Genomic DNA, 19,253 nt, shown 5'->3' with positions numbered 1-19,253 from the left:
ATCTTGAGCATTGGGACCATACCACAGCCCTTGATGCAGCAGGTAAAACTTCACCGCGACTTCCCAATGCTCATAACGCTGACTGCGTTTATTTTTGATGATAAAATCTAGCGAACCTAGTGTACTTCCTGCCTCGTTCAGTTGAATTTCTTCAGAAACGGCGGAATAAGTGGGGTTTAGCGTAAACAATAAAGAACATAAATGCTGGTAGAGAAAGCCTAACCTAGGGTTCCCTCTATATTCTTCTTTCAATATCGGAACATTGGGTAAAAAAGGAGTACGCGCCGCGACTACACCCTCTCCTTGGAAAAGAGTAGGGGTTGTCGACACCCAGTGTGCCAGTGTGTTGAGGTCCATTGTCATTAATTGTTCTCGTCCTTATTTTTCGACATTCTAGCTTGAAATTGTTATAACCACGCTAATGATAAAACTCAATTTTGGAATGAAAGATGGATAATTTAAAACTTGAAGCTCTGCTCAATCAAAAGCTTAATCCTCAATTGATTAAAGACTATTGCCCTAATGGATTGCAAGTTGAAGGTCGCACTGAAATCAAAAAGATTGTGACGGGTGTGACGGCCTCGCAAGCGCTGATTGAACAAGCAATTGAACGAAATGCTGACGCTTTATTAGTGCATCATGGTTATTTTTGGAAAAGTGAGCCTGAGTCCATCCGTGGAATGAAAGGCCACCGGATCCGAGCTTTGATACGAAATGATATAAATTTATACGCATATCATTTGCCGTTAGACATCCATCCAGAATTAGGCAATAACAAATTGCTAGCTGATTTGTTGTGTATTCATGTTGATGGCGGATTAGAAGGGCACCCGCAGTCGGTCGCCATGTTCGGCCATTTTGAACAAGCGTTGACAGCCGATGAGCTCAGTCAACGAATCGAGCAAGCTTTACAACGACGGCCACTGCACGTAGCTCCGAGCTCAAACAAAATCATCAAAACGGTGGGTTGGTGTACTGGTGGTGGGCAAGATTACGTCGATCTAGCGGCGCAGCACGGATTAGATGCGTTCATCTCTGGTGAAATATCAGAGCGGACTACCTACTCAGCAAGAGAGCAAAATATTCATTATTTTTCTGCAGGGCACCATGCCACAGAGCGTTATGGTGTGAAGGCACTGGGAGAATGGTTAGCGAGCGAATATGGCTTTGAGGTTGAGTTTATCGATATCAATAACCCTGTGTAGTGGGCTTGTTTCTGATCAATGTATCAAATGAAAAAAGAGCGAGTGGGAACTCGCTCTTTTCTATTAAGTACTATGACTGGGTTTGCTATTCGCGTTCGTGTAACGGTTTAAAGTTACGCATTTTTTGACCAGTGTAAAGTTGGCGAGGACGGCCAATTTTATTATCTGGATCACTGTGCATTTCATTCCAGTGGGCAATCCAACCGATAGTGCGAGACATTGCGAAGATAACGGTAAACATAGAGATTGGAATACCGATAGCCTTCAGAATAATGCCTGAGTAGAAATCAACGTTAGGGTAGAGTTTTTTCTCAACAAAGTATTCGTCAGAAAGCGCGATGCGCTCAAGTTCCATCGCCACATCTAACAGTGGGTCTTGAATATTCAGCTCTTTGAGCACTTCATGGCAAGCCTCACGCATTACCGTCGCTCTTGGGTCGTAGTTTTTATAAACTCGGTGACCAAAACCCATCAAGCGGAATGGATCATCCTTATCTTTTGCTCTGACGACATACTCAGGAATGTTATCAACGTTGCCTATCTCTTCTAGCATACGCAGACAGGCTTCGTTAGCCCCCCCATGAGCAGGCCCCCACAAAGAGGCAATGCCAGCCGCAATACAGGCAAACGGGTTAGCACCAGAAGAACCGGCAAGGCGAACCGTTGAGGTTGACGCGTTTTGTTCATGATCGGCATGCAGTGTGAAAATTTTATCCATCGCGCGTGCAACCACAGGATTCACTTCATACTCTTCACACGGCGTTGCAAACATCATGTGTAGGAAGTTCTCGGCATAGCTTAAGTCATTACGCGGGTAGATAAATGGTTGGCCGACAGAATACTTGTAGCACATCGCCGCCAATGTTGGCATTTTTGAGAGTAGGCGGTAAGCCGCTATTTCTCGGTGTATATCATTATTAATATCAAGTGAATCATGGTAGAACGCGGCAAGCGCTCCAACCACACCACACATTACAGCCATTGGGTGAGCGTCACGGCGGAAACCGTGGAAGAAACTTGCGATTTGCTCATGAACCATAGTGTGACGCGTCACCGTATGTTTAAACTCTTCATATTGCTTACGATTAGGGGCTTCACCGTAAAGAAGAATATAACAAACTTCCAAGTAATCAGCGTTATTGGCTAATTGATCAATAGGGAAGCCGCGGTGTAGTAACACCCCTTTTTCGCCATCGATATAAGTGATTTGAGATTCACAAGATGCAGTGGCAAGAAAACCAGGGTCAAAAGTGAAGTATCCGTTGGCTCCTAGTTTACGAACGTCGATTACTTGTGGGCCTACAGTCCCATCCATAATCGGCAGCTCGATTGGCGCTTTACCTTCAATATGAAGGGTCGCTTTCTTATCTGCCATAACAATCTCCTTTGTTTATTATTTAATCCGTCCAGGATGTTTGTGTGACATTTTTTTACGTGTGTTCTTAATTAAAGTCAATTTTTCTCGTCTGATGTGTGCACTTGTTTTGATTTTTTATACATATAAAGTTAAAAATCTGTTCTGTGTAGCAAAAACTGTTACATCAATTGTATTAGAATGTTGCGAGCCGTATAGTGGCACTGAAAATTTTGGTGAACACCTTATAAATAAAAGGCTAGAAACTGTATTTCAGTATTGCATTCTGTCTTTGTTGTTAACGGAATTATTACATTTAACTGCGCGATATCGGGCTTTTTATGTTAAAACAATGTTAACTTTTATGGGTTTTACAACCAAAATTCATTTATAACTATAAATGCTCAATGGAGCTGAGTGAGCAAGCCCGTGAAAGAAAGAAAGTCAAGACCTGTTAATTTAGATTTACAGACCATTCACTTTCCGATCAGTGCGATAGCATCCATCCTACACCGAGTGTCTGGGGTGATGATGTTCGTTGCGGTCGGAATTTTGCTGTGGTTACTCTCCCTCTCGTTAAGTTCTCCGGTAGGTTTTATGGAAGCCAGCAACATTGTGAATGGCTTTTTCGCAAAATTTATTTTATGGGGAATTTTAACAGCGCTGTCTTACCACATTGCAGGTGGTATACGCCATTTGCTGATGGACCTGGGCCACTTTGAAGAGTTGGAGTCAGGGGCTATGAGTGCCAAAGTCGCCTTCATCGCAACAGCAGTGCTTTCAGTTTTAGCGGGAGTATTGGTATGGTAAAACATGTTTCTTCTTTTGGTCGTAACGGAGTGCATGATTATCTGCTGATCCGTGCTTCTGCGATCATTATGACTCTTTATACTATCTACCTAGTCAGCTTCTGTGCTTTCTCTGGTGATATCTCCTATGTTTCATGGACACAGTTTTTTGGTGGAACCTTTACCAAAGTCTTCACAATGCTGGCGTTAGTCTCTGTCCTTATCCATGGTTGGATCGGTTTATGGCAAGTATTAACGGATTACATTAAGTGTTCTAAATTGCGTGGTGGCCTGCAATTGGTCGTTATCGCAGTGCTCTTTGGATACTTCTTCTCTGGCTTATTTGTATTGTGGGGTGCGTAAGTGACTATTCCAGTTCGTGAATTTGATGCCGTAGTGATCGGCGCTGGTGGTGCTGGCATGCGTGCAGCACTGCAAATTTCAGAGCAAGGTTTATCCTGTGCTCTGCTTTCTAAAGTTTTTCCAACACGTTCTCACACGGTTTCGGCTCAAGGTGGTATTACCGTTGCGTTAGGCAACGCGCATGAGGACCACTGGGAACAACATATGTATGACACGGTGAAGGGCTCCGACTATATCGGTGACCAAGATGCTATCGAGTACATGTGTAAGAATGGTCCAGAGTCGGTGATTGAACTAGAGAAAATGGGTTTGCCTTTTTCTCGTTTTGACAATGGCACCATTTATCAGCGCCCATTTGGTGGGCAATCCAAAAACTTTGGCGGTGAACAAGCGGCTCGAACCGCTGCTGCCGCTGACCGTACTGGTCACGCACTACTTCATACCTTGTATCAACAAAACATTAAATATAAGACCACTATTTTCTCTGAGTGGTACGCACTTGATTTAGTGAAAAATGAAGAGGGTGCAGTACTTGGCTGTACCGCCTTGTGTATGGAAACAGGCGAAGTTTGTTATTTCAAATCTAAAGCCACAGTGTTAGCGACTGGCGGAGCTGGGCGTATCTATGCTTCAACCACCAACGCGCACATCAATACGGGTGATGGCGTGGGCATGGCTATCCGCGCTGGTGTTCCGATGCAAGATATCGAAATGTGGCAATTCCACCCAACAGGGATTGCTGGTGCTGGCGTTCTTGTGACGGAAGGGTGTCGTGGTGAAGGTGGCTATCTTTTAAATAAAGATGGCGAACGTTTCATGGAACGTTATGCACCAAACGCGAAGGATTTGGCTGGTCGCGATGTAGTAGCCCGCTCAATGATGATTGAGATCCGTGAAGGTCGTGGTTGCGATGGTCCATGGGGTCCGCACATCAAGCTTAAACTGGATCACCTTGGCAAAGAAACTCTGGAATCTCGTCTGCCGGGCGTATGTGAGTTGTCACGTACGTTTGCTCACGTCGATCCAGTTAAAGAACCGATTCCAGTGATCCCAACCTGCCACTACATGATGGGAGGAGTACCGACTCAAGTTTCAGGTCAGGCGATTAAGCAAGATGCTAAAGGCGCTGATGTGGAAGTTCAAGGTTTGTTTGCGTGTGGTGAAATTGCATCAGTATCGGTGCATGGCGCGAACCGTTTGGGTGGTAACTCTCTACTGGATTTAGTGGTCTTTGGCCGAGCAACAGGCTTGCATTTGGGCGAAACGTTGAAAAAGCAAGCGGACGCAAAACCTGCCACAGAAGCGGACATTGAAAAATCGCTAGAACGTTACAACCGCTGGGAAAACAGTACAGGTGGTGAAGATCCCGCGCAAATTCGTAAAGATCTGCAACGTTGTATGCAAAATAACTTCTCGGTGTTCCGTGAAGGTGAAGCGATGGCTAAAGGTCTTGAAGAGCTTAAAGTGATTCGTGAACGTTTGAAGAACGCACATCTTTCAGACAAGTCAACCGAGTTCAACACTCAACGGATCGAGTGTTTAGAGCTGGAAAACTTGATGGAAACAGCATTTGCTACCGCGGTTGCTGCAAATTATCGTACCGAAAGCCGTGGAGCCCACGCTCGCTTTGACTATCCTGAACGCGATGATGCTAATTGGTTATGCCATTCAATTTACAACCCTGAGACTGAAAGCATGTCGAAGCGTAGCGTAAATATGGAACCAATTTATCGTGAAGCGTTTCCGCCTAAAGCGCGCACATACTAAGGAGAAGGCACTATTATGAAATTGAAATTCTCTTTGTATCGCTATAATCCGGATGTCGATCAAAAGCCTTACATGAAGGATTATCTGCTTGAAGTCGAAGAGGGCTCTGACATGATGTTGTTGGATGCACTCATTTTGCTGAAAGAGCAAGATCCCACCATTGCTTTTCGTCGCTCGTGCCGTGAAGGGGTGTGTGGATCTGACGGTTTGAACATGAACGGTAAAAATGGATTAGCGTGTATCACTCCATTATCCGCGCTTTTGGCCAAAGGCACGATCGTTATTCGGCCTCTGCCTGGGCTACCAGTCGTCCGTGATTTAATTGTCGATATGGCCCAGTTTTATGAAAATTACGAGAAGGTTAAACCTTATCTTGTGACTGACGGAAACTTGCCTCCGGCTCGTGAGAACTTGCAATCACCAGAAGAGCGAGCGCATTTAGACGGTTTATATGAGTGCATTATGTGCGCTTGCTGCACAACTTCATGCCCTTCTTTCTGGTGGAACCCGGATAAGTTTATCGGCCCAGCAGGTTTGTTGGCGGCTTATCGTTGGCTAATTGACAGCCGAGATACTGCAACAGATGAACGTTTATCTAATCTTGATGATGCTTTTAGCGTTTTTCGTTGCCATGGCATCATGAATTGTGTAAGTGTTTGTCCTAAGGGATTAAATCCGACGAAAGCCATTGGACATATCAAATCAATGCTTGTGAACCGTTCGGTTTAAAATGAATAAAAATTGCAGGTCTTCGGACCTGCCTTTTATAGCTCGGCATAGACCGAAGCAAACGTGAAAACTACTGGTTAAGGGAAAATATGCACAACGGCGTGATGAAGGCATGGCTCGAGTCTTCACACTTGGCTGGCGCCAATGCAACTTACGTAGAGGACCTCTACGAACTGTATCTAAGTGATCCTGATCTGGTAAGTGAGGAGTGGAAACGTGTTTTTGATGGCTTGCCTGCGCAAGCTGACAATGTGGTTGAACAGCCACATTCACGTGTCCGTGACTACTTCCGACGACTCGCGAAAGAAACAAAGCATTACAATGTCCAAGTTAGTGATCCAGATGTCGATGCTAAGCAAGTAAGAGTCTTGCAGCTGATTAATGCTTACCGTTTTCGCGGTCATGAAGCGGCTCAACTCGACCCCCTAGGTTTATGGCAACGCCCATTAGTGGCAGAATTAGACCCAGCGTTCCACAATCTTAACGAAGGTGACTTCGAAGAAACTTTCAATGTCGGCTCTTTTGCTATCGGGCAAGAGACAATGAAATTGAAAGACATTTATCAAGCCCTCAACAAAACCTATTGCGGTTCCATCGGTGCAGAATACATGCACATTATCGACACTGAACAAAAGCGTTGGATACAACAACGTCTTGAATCAGTCGTTGGTCAACCTTCTTTCAGCAAAGAAGAAAAACGAATTTTCCTCGAAGAATTGACAGCCGCAGAAGGCCTTGAGCGTTATTTAGGCGCGAAATTCCCCGGTGCTAAGCGTTTTTCTTTGGAAGGTGGTGACGCGCTCATCCCAATGATGAAAGAGTTGATCCGTCATGCTGGTAGCACAGGTATGCGTGAAGTTGTGATTGGTATGGCGCACCGTGGTCGTCTTAACATGCTCGTCAACGTCTTAGGTAAAAAACCTCAAGATCTGTTCGACGAGTTTGCGGGTAAGCATGGTGAAAGCTGGGGAACGGGTGATGTTAAATATCACCAAGGTTTCTCTGCTGACTTTGCGACACCCGGCGGTGATGTGCATCTAGCCTTAGCATTTAACCCTTCGCATCTTGAAATTGTTAACCCAGTCGTAATTGGTTCAGTTCGTGCTCGACAAGACAGACTTGGAGATGAAGACGGTTCGACAGTGCTACCTATTTCGATTCATGGTGACTCTGCTATCGCTGGCCAAGGTGTCGTTGCCGAGACATTTAACATGTCTCAAGCGCGTGGTTATTGCGTGGGAGGGACGGTACGTATTGTTATTAACAACCAAGTTGGTTTTACCACGTCAAACCCTCGTGATACACGCTCGACTATGTATTGTACTGACATCGCTAAGATGGTTCAGGCCCCCATTTTCCACGTCAATTCTGATGATCCAGAAGCAGTTGCTTTCGTCACCCGCATTGCACTCGATTATCGTAATGAATTTAAGCGTGATGTCGTCATTGATCTGGTGTGTTATCGCCGTCACGGCCATAACGAAGCCGACGAGCCAAACGCAACTCAACCGCTGATGTATCAAAAGATCAAAAAGCATCCTACACCGCGTAAGCTTTATGCCGATGTTTTGATAGAGCGTGGTGAGTTTGATATCGAGATTGCCACACAGTTAGTCAACGAATATCGTGATGCTCTGGACCATGGTGAAGTCGTGGTGAAAGAGTGGCGTCCAATGGCACTGCATTCTGTTGATTGGTCACCGTATATTGGCCATGAATGGGATATGCCATGGAATAGTAAAGTTGACCTTGAGCGTTTAAAAGAGCTAGGTAACCGAATTTGTCAGTATCCAGAAAGCCATAAACTGCAAAGTCGTGTGGATAAAATCTATACCGACCGACAAGCGATGGTTAATGGAGAGAAGCTTCTCGATTGGGGTATGGCTGAAACGCTGGCTTATGCAACCTTAGTTGATGATGGAAAGCGAATCCGCATTTCGGGGCAAGACTCTGGGCGTGGAACCTTCTTCCACCGTCACTCGGTATTGCATAACCAAAGTGACGCAAGTACCTATATTCCATTGGCGAATATCCATGATAAACAGGGTCCTTTTGAAGTATTGGATTCGGTTTTGTCGGAAGAAGCAGTGCTAGCTTTTGAATATGGCTACGCGACAGCGGAGCCGAGTGGTTTGACGATTTGGGAAGCTCAGTTTGGTGATTTCGCCAATGGAGCTCAAGTCGTGATTGACCAGTTCATCTCTTCCGGTGAACAAAAATGGGCGCGTTTGTGTGGTTTAACCATGCTGCTACCTCATGGTTATGAAGGGCAAGGCCCGGAGCACTCATCAGCACGCCTAGAGCGTTATTTGCAACTGTGCGCCGAACAAAACATGCAAGTGGTGGTTCCCTCTACGCCAGCGCAGGTATACCACATGCTGCGTCGTCAGGTTGTTCGTCCAATGCGTCGACCATTGATCGTTATGTCACCAAAATCGTTGCTGCGTCACCCACTATGTATATCAACACTGGAAGACTTGGCTGACGGATCGTTTTTGCCGGCTATCGGCGAAGTTGACGATCTCAACCCAGCGAATGTCAAACGTGTTGTGTTCTGCTCTGGTAAGGTTTACTACGACCTGCTTGAACAGCGCCGCAATAACGAACAAGGTGATGTTGCTATCGTCCGTATTGAACAGCTATATCCATTCCCGAAAGAAGAAGTGGAAGCGGCTATCGCTCAATACACTAATGTTGTTGACTATGTATGGTGCCAAGAAGAGCCTCAAAACCAAGGTGCTTGGTACAGTAGCCAACATAACTTCCGTTCTGCCATTCCAGCCGGTGCTGATCTGAAATACGCAGGTCGCCCTGCATCAGCATCACCAGCCGTTGGTTATATGTCGGTACACTTGAAACAACAAAAAGCGTTGATTGAAGACGCTCTGACCCTAGCTTAACGAACTAGAAGTAAAAGGAAGACACAGATTATGACAATTGAAATTCTGGTTCCAGATCTACCTGAATCAGTGGCTGATGCAACAGTCGCGACATGGCATAAAAAGCCAGGTGAAGCCGTCGCTCGTGATGAAGTACTCGTTGAGATTGAAACTGATAAAGTAATTCTTGAAGTGCCAGCGCCTGAGGCGGGTGTTCTCGAAGCCATTATCGAGCAAGAAGGTGCGACGGTGCTTTCGAAACAGTTATTGGCGAAATTAAAACCCGGTGCCGTTGCAGGTGAACCGACGAAAGATACCACCAACGATACAGAGCCGTCTCCTGATAAACGCCACAAAGCCACATTGACAGACGAAACGAATGATGCACTTAGCCCTGCGGTACGCCGTTTACTCGCCGAGCATGGTTTGGAAGCAAGCCAAGTGAAAGGCTCTGGTGTGGGTGGGCGTATCACGCGTGAAGATATTGATGCTCATCTAGCGGCTGCAAAATCAGCGTCAGCAGTTGCTTCAAGTCAACCTGAGCCTGTCGTTGCGATGGCGCGCAGCGAAAAACGTGTACCGATGACGCGTTTGCGTAAACGTGTTGCGGAGCGTCTGCTTGAGGCAAAAAATAGCACGGCGATGTTGACGACGTTTAATGAAGTTAACATGAAGCCTATCATGGATCTTCGTAAGCAATATCAAGGTCTGTTTGAAGAGAAACACGGTATTCGTTTAGGCTTTATGTCTTTCTACGTGAAAGCGGTAACAGAAGCGTTAAAGCGTTACCCAGAAGTGAATGCATCTATTGATGGCCAAGATATTGTGTATCACAGCTATTTTGATATTAGCATGGCAGTTTCAACGCCTCGTGGTTTAGTGACTCCGGTTCTTAAAGATTGCGATACGCTAAGCCTTGCCGAAATTGAGAAGGGCATCAAAGAGCTTGCACTCAAAGGAAGAGATGGCAAATTGACGGTTGAAGAACTGACTGGCGGTAATTTCACGATTACGAATGGCGGTGTGTTTGGATCGTTAATGTCAACACCGATCATCAATCCGCCGCAAGCGGCCATATTGGGTATGCACAAAATCCAAGACCGCCCAATGGCTGTGGATGGCAAAGTAGAAATTTTACCAATGATGTACCTAGCACTTTCTTACGACCACCGTTTGGTGGATGGCCGTGAGTCAGTTGGTTTCCTTGTGACAGTAAAAGAGCTACTTGAAGATCCAGCACGTCTGCTACTGGACGTGTAACCTCACTGAACGTTGTTCAGTGAATTTAAGGCTAGGCAGGCTCACGTCTAGCCTTCATTTAAGCAAAAGGCTACAAGCTATCCTCTTGGATAAATTGCAGCCGCTTAATTTGAGAAGCACCCTACAGATATATGGCGCAGCATAGCTGCCGCTTTATGGAAATAATAAATCCCCTAAGGGATAAACAAACGGAAGAACATAATGAATTTGCATGAATATCAAGCCAAACAGCTGTTTGCAGAATTCGGTTTGCCTGTACCGGAAGGTTATGCCTGTGATACTCCACAAGAAGCTTTTGAAGCGGCGGGTCGGATTAGCACAGCGAAGAAAGTTGTTAAGTGTCAAGTGCATGCAGGTGGTCGCGGTAAAGCGGGTGGCGTTGAGTTGCACGACACTAAAGATGGTGTCAAAGAGTTTGCTCAAAAATGGCTAGGTAAAAATCTGGTTACTTATCAAACGGACGCAAATGGTCAGCCAGTATCAAAAATTTTGGTCGAAGAAGCTTCTAATATCGCGAATGAGCTTTACTTAGGCGCTGTTGTTGACCGTGCGACTCGTCGTGTCGTGTTCATGGCCTCAACAGAAGGCGGCGTGGAAATTGAAAAAGTAGCGGAGGAGACTCCGGAGCTGATTCATAAAGCCGCGATTGATCCTTTGGTTGGTCCGCAAGCCTACCAAGGCCGAGAACTTGCTTTCAAACTTGGCTTGGAAGGTGACCAAATTAAGCAATTTGTGAAGATCTTTCTAGGTCTTGGCGCTATGTTTACCCAGTATGATCTTGCACTGCTAGAAATCAACCCATTAGTTGTCACCGCTGAAGGGAACTTGTTGTGCCTTGATGGCAAGATCAACATCGACTCAAACGCACTTTATCGTCAACCTAAACTTCGCGAAATGCACGATCTCTCACAAGAAGATGAGCGCGAAGCTCATGCTGCTCAGTGGGAACTGAACTATGTTGCTCTTGATGGTAATGTTGGCTGCATGGTGAACGGTGCTGGCCTTGCAATGGGCACTATGGATATTGTTAACCTTCATGGCGGAAAACCTGCAAACTTCCTTGATGTTGGTGGTGGCGCAACCAAAGAGCGTGTTGCTGAAGCGTTCAAAATCATTTTGTCTGATGACAACGTGAAAGCCGTATTGGTTAATATTTTCGGTGGTATCGTACGTTGCGATATGATTGCAGAAGGCATTATCGGTGCGGTGAAAGAAGTTGGTGTAACGGTTCCCGTAGTCGTGCGTTTGGAAGGTACAAATGCGGAATTAGGACGCGGAGTACTTGCAAATTCTGGTCTTGATATCATTGCAGCTGAGTCGTTAACGGACGCAGCTCAGAAAGTTGTTGCTGCGGCGGAGGGTAAATAATGTCGGTACTTATTAATAAAGACACCAAAGTAATCTGCCAAGGTTTCACTGGTGGCCAGGGAACTTTCCACTCCGAACAGGCGATTGCCTACGGTACACAAATGGTCGGTGGGGTTTCCCCGGGTAAAGGTGGTCAAACTCACCTTGGTCTGCCTGTATTTAATACGGTGCGTGACGCAGTGAAAGCAACGGGTGCAACGGCAACCGTTATTTATGTACCTGCACCATTTTGTAAAGACGCTATTTTAGAAGCAATTGACGCTGGTATTGAACTTATTGTGACGATCACTGAAGGTATACCTACTACCGATATGATTGACGTAAAAGTGAAGCTCGAAGAGACTGGTGTGCGTATGATTGGCCCGAACTGTCCGGGTGTGATTACACCGGATGCGTGTAAGATCGGCATCATGCCAGGCCACATTCATAAGAAAGGAAAAGTGGGTATTGTTTCTCGTTCAGGAACGCTAACTTATGAAGCCGTTAAGCAAACAACAGATGAAGGCTTTGGTCAGTCAACGTGTGTTGGTATCGGCGGTGACCCAATCCCGGGCTCTAACTTTATTGATATCTTGAAACTATTCCAAGACGATCCTGAAACAGAAGCGATTGTGATGATTGGCGAGATCGGTGGTACAGCCGAAGAAGAAGCCGCTGCATTCATTAAAGAGAATGTCACGAAACCGGTGGTGTCTTATATTGCTGGTGTGACAGCGCCTCCGGGTAAACGGATGGGCCATGCTGGCGCTATCATTTCTGGTGGTAAAGGAACAGCTGATGAGAAATTTGCAGCGCTTGAAGCCGCGGGTGTGAAAACCGTCAAAAGCCTTGCTGATATCGGAAAAGCATTGCGTGAAGTGACGGGTTGGTAATCACGCCTTCCTCAGTTTGAAGACAAACCCCGAACCTTGTTTCGGGGTTTTTACTTTAGATTCAATAGGTTTTGATACTAGCGTTTTACAAGTTGACTGCACATAAACATCGTTGTAGCCGTCACGACAACCGAAGGGCCTGCAGGTGTGTCAAAATGCCACGAGAGGATTAGCCCGCCCAGCACAGCTAAAGCGCCGACCAAAGAAGCCAATATTGCCATCTGCTCTGGGGTTTTTGTGAGTCGCCTAGCGGTCGCCGCGGGAATAATCAGCAGCGATGTCATAATCAGAGCACCAACAAATTTCATTCCTAGTGCAATCACCACCCCAATTAATAGCATTAGCAGCAAACGCATTAAATCAACGTTGATGCCCTCAACAAACGCAAGTTCTTCGTTCACTGTAGTTGAAAGTAATGGCCGCCAAAAAAGAAATAGCAGTGCACTTACTGCAATCGCTCCCCCCCAAATGAAGGCTAAATCAGTAAAACTTACCGCCAATAAATCGCCAAAGAGATAGCTCATTAAATCGATGCGAACGTTATCAAGGAAGCTTACTGCAATGAGACCAATGGATAACGAGCTATGAGCGAGAATGCCGAGCAAAGTGTCTGTCGCCACAAGCTGCTGTTTCTGCATAGTAACCAAAATGATTGCAAGCCCAAGACAGCAAACGAGCAACGCAAGATAAAGGTTGATATCAAGCAAAAAGCCTAGCGCCAATCCCATCAGCGAGGCGTGTGCGAGGGTATCGCCAAAATAAGCCATTTTTCGCCAAACCACGAATGACCCAAGGGGACCTGCGATAACGGCAATACCAAGGCCTGCTAATATTGATGGAAGAAGAAATTCAATCATGATGGTGACCGTGTGAATGATTTGAACAGCAAGTTGCATCTCCTTTCACAGGTTGGCCTGCTAAGTCGTGATGATGCTGATGTTTGTGATGGTAAAAAGCTAAGGCTTCGCGATTGCGCGTACCAAATAATGCGATATAGCTTGGGTGTTGAGTAATCGTTGCCGGTGAACCGAAACAGCAAACATGGTGATGAAGACAGATAACATCATCCGTTTTTGCCATCACCAGATGCAAATCGTGAGAGACCATGAAGACACCACAGCCGAAACGATGTCGTATGGCATCGATAAGATCATACAGATCAATTTGCCCTTGCACGTCAACACCTTGAGCTGGTTCATCAAGAATTAGAATATCTGGGCGCTGTAGCAATGCACGGGCGATAAGAATCCGTTGTGTTTCACCACCGGACAGCTTATGCATATCATAATCAAGAAGATGCTCGGCCCCGACTAGTCTGAGTGCGTCTAGCAACTCTTGTTGACTAAAACGTCCGGCCAAACTTAAAAATCGTTTAACGGGGAGTGGTAACGCGTCATTAAGTTTTAACTTTTGAGGAACATAACCAATTTTAAGGTTTTTTACGCGCGTCATCGTTCCGCTATGGACGGGCTGTAGCCCGAGCAATACTTTAACGAGCGTCGACTTGCCCGCACCATTAGGACCTATCAGTGTGGTAATCTTCCCTTTTTCTAGGTTGATACTGACATTGTCCAAAACACGGCGGTTGTTGAATTCGACACAAATGCCTTGCAGCTGAATTAAGTTGGACATGAATGGAACTTATTTGCAATTCGGAAGTGTTATAATGTAACATTTCGTTCCCTTTAACGCTATATACCGAATGGAAAAACCATCATGTTGCGTCAGATTATGATCCTTCTTTGCTTAATAACATTATCGCCTTTGGCGTGGTCTACGGTCATTTTGACCAGCATCAAGCCGATTCAGATGATTACATATGAATTGACTCTCGATGTGAATGAACCAGAAGTACTACTGGGGGCAAATACCTCACCGCATGACTATGCGTTGCGCCCTTCTGATGTTAAAAAAGTCAGAGCGGCGGATTTAGTGATTTGGTATGGAAAAGACCTTGAGCCATTCTTAAGTAAGACATTAGCGAGTCACCACAACGTTTTGACCATCAGCCAAATTGATAGCCTGACACTGAGAGAGCTCAGTGGCGAACAACACGATCATGATGGGCATCACCATGGTATGTATGACCCACATTTTTGGCTTGGAACCGATCAAGCCAAGCAAGTGGCAGCGGCGATTACCGCAAGTTTAGTGAAAAGTGATAGCGCTAATGCCGAGCAGTATAAAGTAAACTTAGTCCGCTTTTTAGCTCAATTAGATTCGACCCATCAAGCAATCACGCAGAAGATGAGCAAAATTAGTGATAAAGGATATTATGTTTTTCATGATGCATACGGCTATTTTGAACAGCAATACCATTTGAATAACCTCGGCCATTTTACCGTTAGTCCTGACAGAAAGCCGGGTGCTAAAACCCTAATCACCATTAAAAATTCAATCATTAATAATGAAGCGAAATGCGTGTTTTCAGAACCTCAGTTTACTCCGGCGGTGATTGATACTGTGACTCGTGGCACTAAGGTTAAAACGGGAGTACTTGATCCATTAGGCGCAGATATCAAAGTGAAAAGTGGCAGTTATTTTGAGCTGTTAAATCAGCTGAGTAACAACTTTTACACTTGTTTGTCTCAATAGATGTACGCTGTATTGTATGTTGTACGATCTGCACTGAAATCTAGGATAAAGATTCACAGATTGTCGCTTTCTTAGCTTCAAAAAGCCTTATCTTTGGTTAGAATGTTTTGATAATTATCGCCACGAAAAAACAGTTTGCAATTTGGCGTGATATTGATTGAGGCTCTGTCTGTTGAAAGGAAAGAACGACTATTTTAAACCTTTGCTCTGGATCTTGGGTTTTCTGACGCTTTTATTAGCGCAGGGGACACAAGCTCTAGACAAAGCACCTTCCATCTTCTATCCATTGCCAGCTCAGGCTCAAGGAAAAATTTTTGCCGCACAAAATTTGTTTTTAGGTGAAGAAGGGGGAATTTGGATACACGATGTGCATGGCAAAGTGGTTTTCTTTGATGGGCAAAACATCCTTCCCCGGCGTGGCTCAGTGCTTTCACAAGAGAGCGAAAATATTACCTATCTTAATAACGCTTTTTGGACGTTCATTGATAATGAACTTTATCGAACTTATCCCGCACAAGATCGCGAATTAGTATTCAGCTTAACGCCTGGAATCATCATAAAAAAAATAGGTTCGTCAGGTAATTTCATCTGGTTAGCCGATGAGACGCACTTTTATACATACCATGCGCAAACCCACAAGTTAGTTACTTATTCTTTTAAAGAAATGTATCAATTAAATCAAGCTAGTCGATTGATCGTTAATGATGCGAAGTTTGTGCTTTCTAAATGGGTATTAGCCACTAATGCTGGAGTCTATCTGTCAGATGGAGAGAGTTTTTCTCACGTGCTCAGCTCTGGTAAAAACTTCATTGAGAAACTCTATTTTTCCGAGAAACGTAGAGAACTTGTGATTGGAACGCTCAATGGTGGGCTGATTATTGATGTCGAGGACCCAAAGCGCCAACAAAAGTTGGTTGGAGATTCCCATGTATTATCTGTTGCTGAGACAGATCAAGAATATTGGATTGGTACTGAAGATGGATTATTTGTTCATTCGTTTTTGACAGGTAAAACCGTCAAGTTAGAAAGTAATGACCAAGACAATAATGGGTTACCAGGCAATAAAATTTATTCATTGGTCAATGACTTACAAGGTGGGATTTGGATCGCAACGGATAAAGGTATTCGTTACTTTTCTCTGTTTGGACAAAAATTTAAGCGCCATTCCATTGCACAGCTCAACAATAATCCCATAACAAAAATTGTGACAAGGTCAGATAATAAAGGGTATTTGTTTTTAACTCGACAAGGGTTGTACCAAGTCGATGCTGAAGATTGGCAAGAGCCTAAACTTATTTTCCCTGGAGAAGTGCATGATGTCGCTCAAATAGATGATCATTCTCTATGGATAGCTACACATACAGGCATCGTTATTTATCACTTGCAGACAAAAAAGATGATAGAAACGAGCGTTTTACCTCTGAAGCTGCGTTCGAATGATACTAAACATCTTGAATTTGATCATGAAGGACTGTTGTGGGGAGCAACAGGTAACCATTTGTGGTCATATCAGTTGGCCGATAACTCGCTAACCGATTTCGGTTCTGAATGGTTTGTTGATGCATTTTTGCCTGCAAAAATAATAAAACTTAAGTCAACTCGGCGAGGGGTATTTATCGGCACTGACCATGGTGTTTATCTTTTTGACAAAGGCAAAATTGTTTTTCTCCGAGCGACTAGTCATTATGGACAAAGCATTGATATATTTGAGAGTAGCAAGGGTGATGTTTGGTTTGCGAGTGCTTATGGCGTCTTTGTTTTGGCACATGATCGTAGTGATATTCGATCTATTGATATGGTTGAAGAGAATATTAGCCCCAAATGTTTAACTGAAACGGGCAACGGTATTTGGCTGACTTCCTCACAAGGAATCTCGCTCTACAATCCTATGGGTGAGATGGTAAAGCATTTTGGTGATCCACACGGATTGATGAATAATGAATTTAAAAGTGGAGTCTGCGAATCAAGTATTATCAATAGCCAGCAGCAGTTGCTGCTAGGTTCCCGTTTTGGTTTAGTGACAGCATGGTCCTCTGAACTCACAGTTGCTACTGCCCCTAATACCAATATTATCTTTAGCCAAGTGAACGTCGATCATATTCCTGTCATGTTCGGTCGTGGTCGTTTTCAGACACTAGAATTGGAATATGGAAGTTCGATAAGCTTTTTATTTGGTGCATTGCCAGAATCGAGAGCCTTATCATTGGAGTATCGTATAGAGGGGGATAAGGAGTGGCAGAGATTAGAAAGCGCTCAGTTGACACTTGATCACCTGTTACCTGGACACTATCGTTTGCTGGTGAGAAATTACAGTCCACATCCGCAAAAAAGTATGATAAACAGCCTATCATTTATTGTGGATAACCCGTGGTATTGGTCTTCATGGGCTATTGTTCTTTACCTTTGTCTTTCTATAGGCCTTATTGCTTTTGCTTCATGGTGGCGTTCTCGTTGGGTTACCAAAGTAAACCGAAAGTTAAAAGCTCAGGTGGCCTTGAAAACGGATCAACTACGGCATCAAAGCAAAATTGTTTTGACTAATAACCAGCAGTTGCGCAAGCAATTACAAATTCGCCATATCGTTGTTGAACAGATGTTAGATTCTATTACTCCTACATTAAATCAGCTGATTTATCGCTCCCAACTCCATCAACTCGCGCGACTTGAGTCTTTAGCTTTAAAAGTAAAACGTGAACTGGCGTTACTTCGTAACGTAAGAAATGATAAAACAGCGACTCAGTTGCTCTACGACCTATCGATAATCTTGAACTCTTGTGTGGACGGATGGCGTGAAGAGTTCGCGAAAGCGAATATTTCGTTGGCGGTGAACAATGAGCTTAAACAAGCTTATATTGAATCTGCCCATTTTAACCTAGACATCATTTTCAATACGCTACTATCTGATGCGGTAAAACGTCTTTATAGAAATCAAGAGCTACAAATTCATTGTTATGAAAGGGAGAAAAGACTGTTTATTGTGATGATTGACTGTGGCGATCAGGTGCAATCCATCAATAGTGATAAGCGTATCTCTGGTTTTGAACTAGAGGAGATGCAACTGTTAGTACAGCGCAGTGGTGGGGAAATACATATTTTTTCATCGCCAGAACGAAATTTAGTTGAGCTTTCTTGGCCATCAGTAGAGCTTGTGAGTGATGCACCTGAAATGATCGTCGTAGAGGAGCATTCAGAGGACAAGTTTATTGATGTAACGGAAAAAGAGTGGCTTAAAAAAGTAGAAAAATTGGTACACAATTACTATTCAGATCCTGAATTTAGTACCTCTAGTGCGGCCAAATCACTCTTCGTATCGGAGCGTAGTTTGCAGCGTCGTTTTAAAGCGATCACCAATAAAACATTCAAAGAGTATCTAAATGAGATCCGACTAGAGAAAGCGTGCCAATATTTGCTTGCAGGAGGAAAAGTCGCCCAAGTCGCTTTTGATTGTGGGTTTAATGATCCGTCTTATTTCAGCCAAAGATTTAAACATCACTTCGGTTTATCGCCAACCCAATTTGTTGATGATAACGAGTAATACCGCCCCTGATAAATAGTGATAACTTTCCCACTTGAAGACTTGAAGCTGCAGCGATGTTAGCGACATTCAGTCACCCTAATCATAAAACTTATTCAGGGGTGTGGAGATGAACTTACTTTCCGCCGACCTGCAATCAAGCTGTATCTCCCTTCTTGATTAGATTGGCTGCTGTGTTAGCTACGCATATTTGTCTATGCTTGCGTAGATACACTCATTAATACTCAAAGTCGTAATATCAATTTATTTTGGGAATAGCACTTACTCAATAAACAGGCTGGGTCGGTGATTGTGTTGCGGTAAAGATGAGATGAGTAGAAAAAAAGATCGTGGTATAGCCGGGGGGACTATACCACGGGTGTCAATGACACCTTCGCTTGCTGCCGGAGTGATACGAGTAACACCCGTACCACCTCTGGAATTTGTATCTAAGGAGTAATTCCTTTCGATGGATTTACTATATGGTAAAGGACTTATTTCATTTATAAAATTAACGACAACCTAGTATAAGAAAAACGACAAAATATATAATCAACAG

At 44.4% G+C, this 19,253-nt stretch carries 15 protein-coding genes; 11 read left to right on the top strand and 4 right to left on the bottom strand.

Annotation, left to right across the window (positions count from 1 at the left end; genetic code table 11):
• The coding region (locus AACQ21_RS07805; protein ID WP_146127527.1) for a DUF1853 family protein at positions 1 to 363 on the bottom strand (363 nt) is incomplete at its 3' end.
• A gap of 86 nt (positions 364 to 449) precedes the next feature.
• On the opposite strand from AACQ21_RS07805, the gene AACQ21_RS07800 reads away from it, so the two are divergent.
• Positions 450 to 1,205 (top strand): Nif3-like dinuclear metal center hexameric protein, encoded by a 756-nt coding sequence (locus AACQ21_RS07800; protein ID WP_094147361.1) that lies wholly within the window; start codon positions 450 to 452, stop codon positions 1,203 to 1,205.
• Positions 1,206 to 1,290: 85 nt separating this feature from the next.
• Here AACQ21_RS07800 and AACQ21_RS07795 read toward each other — a convergent pair whose 3' ends face one another.
• Entirely contained in the window at positions 1,291 to 2,580 is a 1,290-nt protein-coding gene (locus AACQ21_RS07795; RefSeq protein ID WP_017042719.1) for a citrate synthase, read from the bottom strand.
• A 396-nt stretch (positions 2,581 to 2,976) separates the two neighbouring features.
• On the opposite strand from AACQ21_RS07795, the gene sdhC reads away from it, so the two are divergent.
• The 8 genes from sdhC (at position 2,977) to sucD (ending at position 12,585) form a co-directional block, all read left to right on the top strand.
• A complete protein-coding gene (sdhC, locus tag AACQ21_RS07790) occupies positions 2,977 to 3,369 on the top strand; it encodes a succinate dehydrogenase cytochrome b556 subunit (RefSeq protein ID WP_010318676.1) in 393 nt (130 codons plus the stop codon).
• Positions 3,363 to 3,710: a succinate dehydrogenase, hydrophobic membrane anchor protein gene (gene sdhD / locus AACQ21_RS07785; RefSeq protein WP_010318675.1), complete on the top strand. Its 348-nt coding sequence runs from the start codon at positions 3,363 to 3,365 to the stop codon at positions 3,708 to 3,710. Before sdhC ends, sdhD begins: the two co-directional genes overlap by 7 nt.
• Positions 3,711 to 5,477: a succinate dehydrogenase flavoprotein subunit gene (sdhA, locus tag AACQ21_RS07780; RefSeq protein WP_013856347.1), complete on the top strand. Its 1,767-nt coding sequence runs from the start codon at positions 3,711 to 3,713 to the stop codon at positions 5,475 to 5,477.
• A gap of 15 nt (positions 5,478 to 5,492) precedes the next feature.
• Positions 5,493 to 6,206 (top strand): succinate dehydrogenase iron-sulfur subunit, encoded by a 714-nt coding sequence (locus AACQ21_RS07775; RefSeq protein ID WP_013856348.1) that lies wholly within the window; start codon positions 5,493 to 5,495, stop codon positions 6,204 to 6,206.
• 89 nt (positions 6,207 to 6,295) lie between these two features.
• Complete coding sequence (gene sucA, locus AACQ21_RS07770; RefSeq protein WP_094129031.1) at positions 6,296 to 9,106, top strand: 2-oxoglutarate dehydrogenase E1 component; 2,811 nt, start codon at positions 6,296 to 6,298, stop codon at positions 9,104 to 9,106.
• 30 nt (positions 9,107 to 9,136) lie between these two features.
• Positions 9,137 to 10,345: a 2-oxoglutarate dehydrogenase complex dihydrolipoyllysine-residue succinyltransferase gene (odhB, locus tag AACQ21_RS07765; protein ID WP_013856350.1), complete on the top strand. Its 1,209-nt coding sequence runs from the start codon at positions 9,137 to 9,139 to the stop codon at positions 10,343 to 10,345.
• A gap of 201 nt (positions 10,346 to 10,546) precedes the next feature.
• Entirely contained in the window at positions 10,547 to 11,713 is a 1,167-nt protein-coding gene (gene sucC, locus AACQ21_RS07760; RefSeq protein ID WP_017045227.1) for an ADP-forming succinate--CoA ligase subunit beta, read from the top strand.
• Positions 11,713 to 12,585 carry a succinate--CoA ligase subunit alpha gene (gene sucD / locus AACQ21_RS07755; RefSeq protein WP_013856352.1) on the top strand — a complete coding sequence of 291 codons (873 nt, stop codon included), beginning with the start codon at positions 11,713 to 11,715 and terminating at the stop codon, positions 12,583 to 12,585. The genes sucC and sucD overlap by 1 nt, the downstream gene beginning before the upstream one ends.
• Before the next feature lie 77 nt (positions 12,586 to 12,662).
• Here the strand turns inward: sucD and znuB are convergent, their stop codons facing one another.
• Positions 12,663 to 13,442 (bottom strand): zinc ABC transporter permease subunit ZnuB, encoded by a 780-nt coding sequence (gene znuB, locus AACQ21_RS07750; protein ID WP_013856353.1) that lies wholly within the window; start codon positions 13,440 to 13,442, stop codon positions 12,663 to 12,665.
• A complete protein-coding gene (gene znuC, locus AACQ21_RS07745) occupies positions 13,435 to 14,217 on the bottom strand; it encodes a zinc ABC transporter ATP-binding protein ZnuC (protein WP_013856354.1) in 783 nt (260 codons plus the stop codon). Before znuC ends, znuB begins: the two co-directional genes overlap by 8 nt.
• Before the next feature lie 84 nt (positions 14,218 to 14,301).
• On the opposite strand from znuC, the gene znuA reads away from it, so the two are divergent.
• Positions 14,302 to 15,180, top strand: coding sequence for a zinc ABC transporter substrate-binding protein ZnuA (gene znuA, locus AACQ21_RS07740; protein WP_105976705.1), 879 nt, complete (start codon positions 14,302 to 14,304; stop codon positions 15,178 to 15,180).
• A gap of 172 nt (positions 15,181 to 15,352) precedes the next feature.
• Entirely contained in the window at positions 15,353 to 18,715 is a 3,363-nt protein-coding gene (locus AACQ21_RS07735) for an AraC family transcriptional regulator (protein ID WP_105976704.1), read from the top strand.
• Positions 18,716 to 19,253: the final 538 nt, after the last annotated feature.

The organism is Vibrio sp. V01_P9A10T6 (assembly GCF_963877065.1).
Lineage (GTDB): Bacteria > Pseudomonadota > Gammaproteobacteria > Enterobacterales > Vibrionaceae > Vibrio > Vibrio anguillarum.
This window is presented reverse-complemented; position numbering and strand designations above follow the sequence as displayed.

What these genes read in the sequence shown, in the direction of transcription:
- sucA (WP_094129031.1), top strand. Translation starts at nt 6,296, where the DNA reads ATGCACAACGGCGTGATGAAGGCATGGCTCGAGTCTTCACACTTGGCT.
- znuA (WP_105976705.1), top strand. Translation starts at nt 14,302, where the DNA reads ATGTTGCGTCAGATTATGATCCTTCTTTGCTTAATAACATTATCGCCT.
- AACQ21_RS07795 (WP_017042719.1), bottom strand. Translation starts at nt 2,580, where the DNA reads ATGGCAGATAAGAAAGCGACCCTTCATATTGAAGGTAAAGCGCCAATC.
- znuC (WP_013856354.1), bottom strand. Translation starts at nt 14,217, where the DNA reads ATGTCCAACTTAATTCAGCTGCAAGGCATTTGTGTCGAATTCAACAAC.
- sucC (WP_017045227.1), top strand. Translation starts at nt 10,547, where the DNA reads ATGAATTTGCATGAATATCAAGCCAAACAGCTGTTTGCAGAATTCGGT.
- odhB (WP_013856350.1), top strand. Translation starts at nt 9,137, where the DNA reads ATGACAATTGAAATTCTGGTTCCAGATCTACCTGAATCAGTGGCTGAT.
- sucD (WP_013856352.1), top strand. Translation starts at nt 11,713, where the DNA reads ATGTCGGTACTTATTAATAAAGACACCAAAGTAATCTGCCAAGGTTTC.
- sdhD (WP_010318675.1), top strand. Translation starts at nt 3,363, where the DNA reads ATGGTAAAACATGTTTCTTCTTTTGGTCGTAACGGAGTGCATGATTAT.
- znuB (WP_013856353.1), bottom strand. Translation starts at nt 13,442, where the DNA reads ATGATTGAATTTCTTCTTCCATCAATATTAGCAGGCCTTGGTATTGCC.
- AACQ21_RS07775 (WP_013856348.1), top strand. Translation starts at nt 5,493, where the DNA reads ATGAAATTGAAATTCTCTTTGTATCGCTATAATCCGGATGTCGATCAA.
- AACQ21_RS07800 (WP_094147361.1), top strand. Translation starts at nt 450, where the DNA reads ATGGATAATTTAAAACTTGAAGCTCTGCTCAATCAAAAGCTTAATCCT.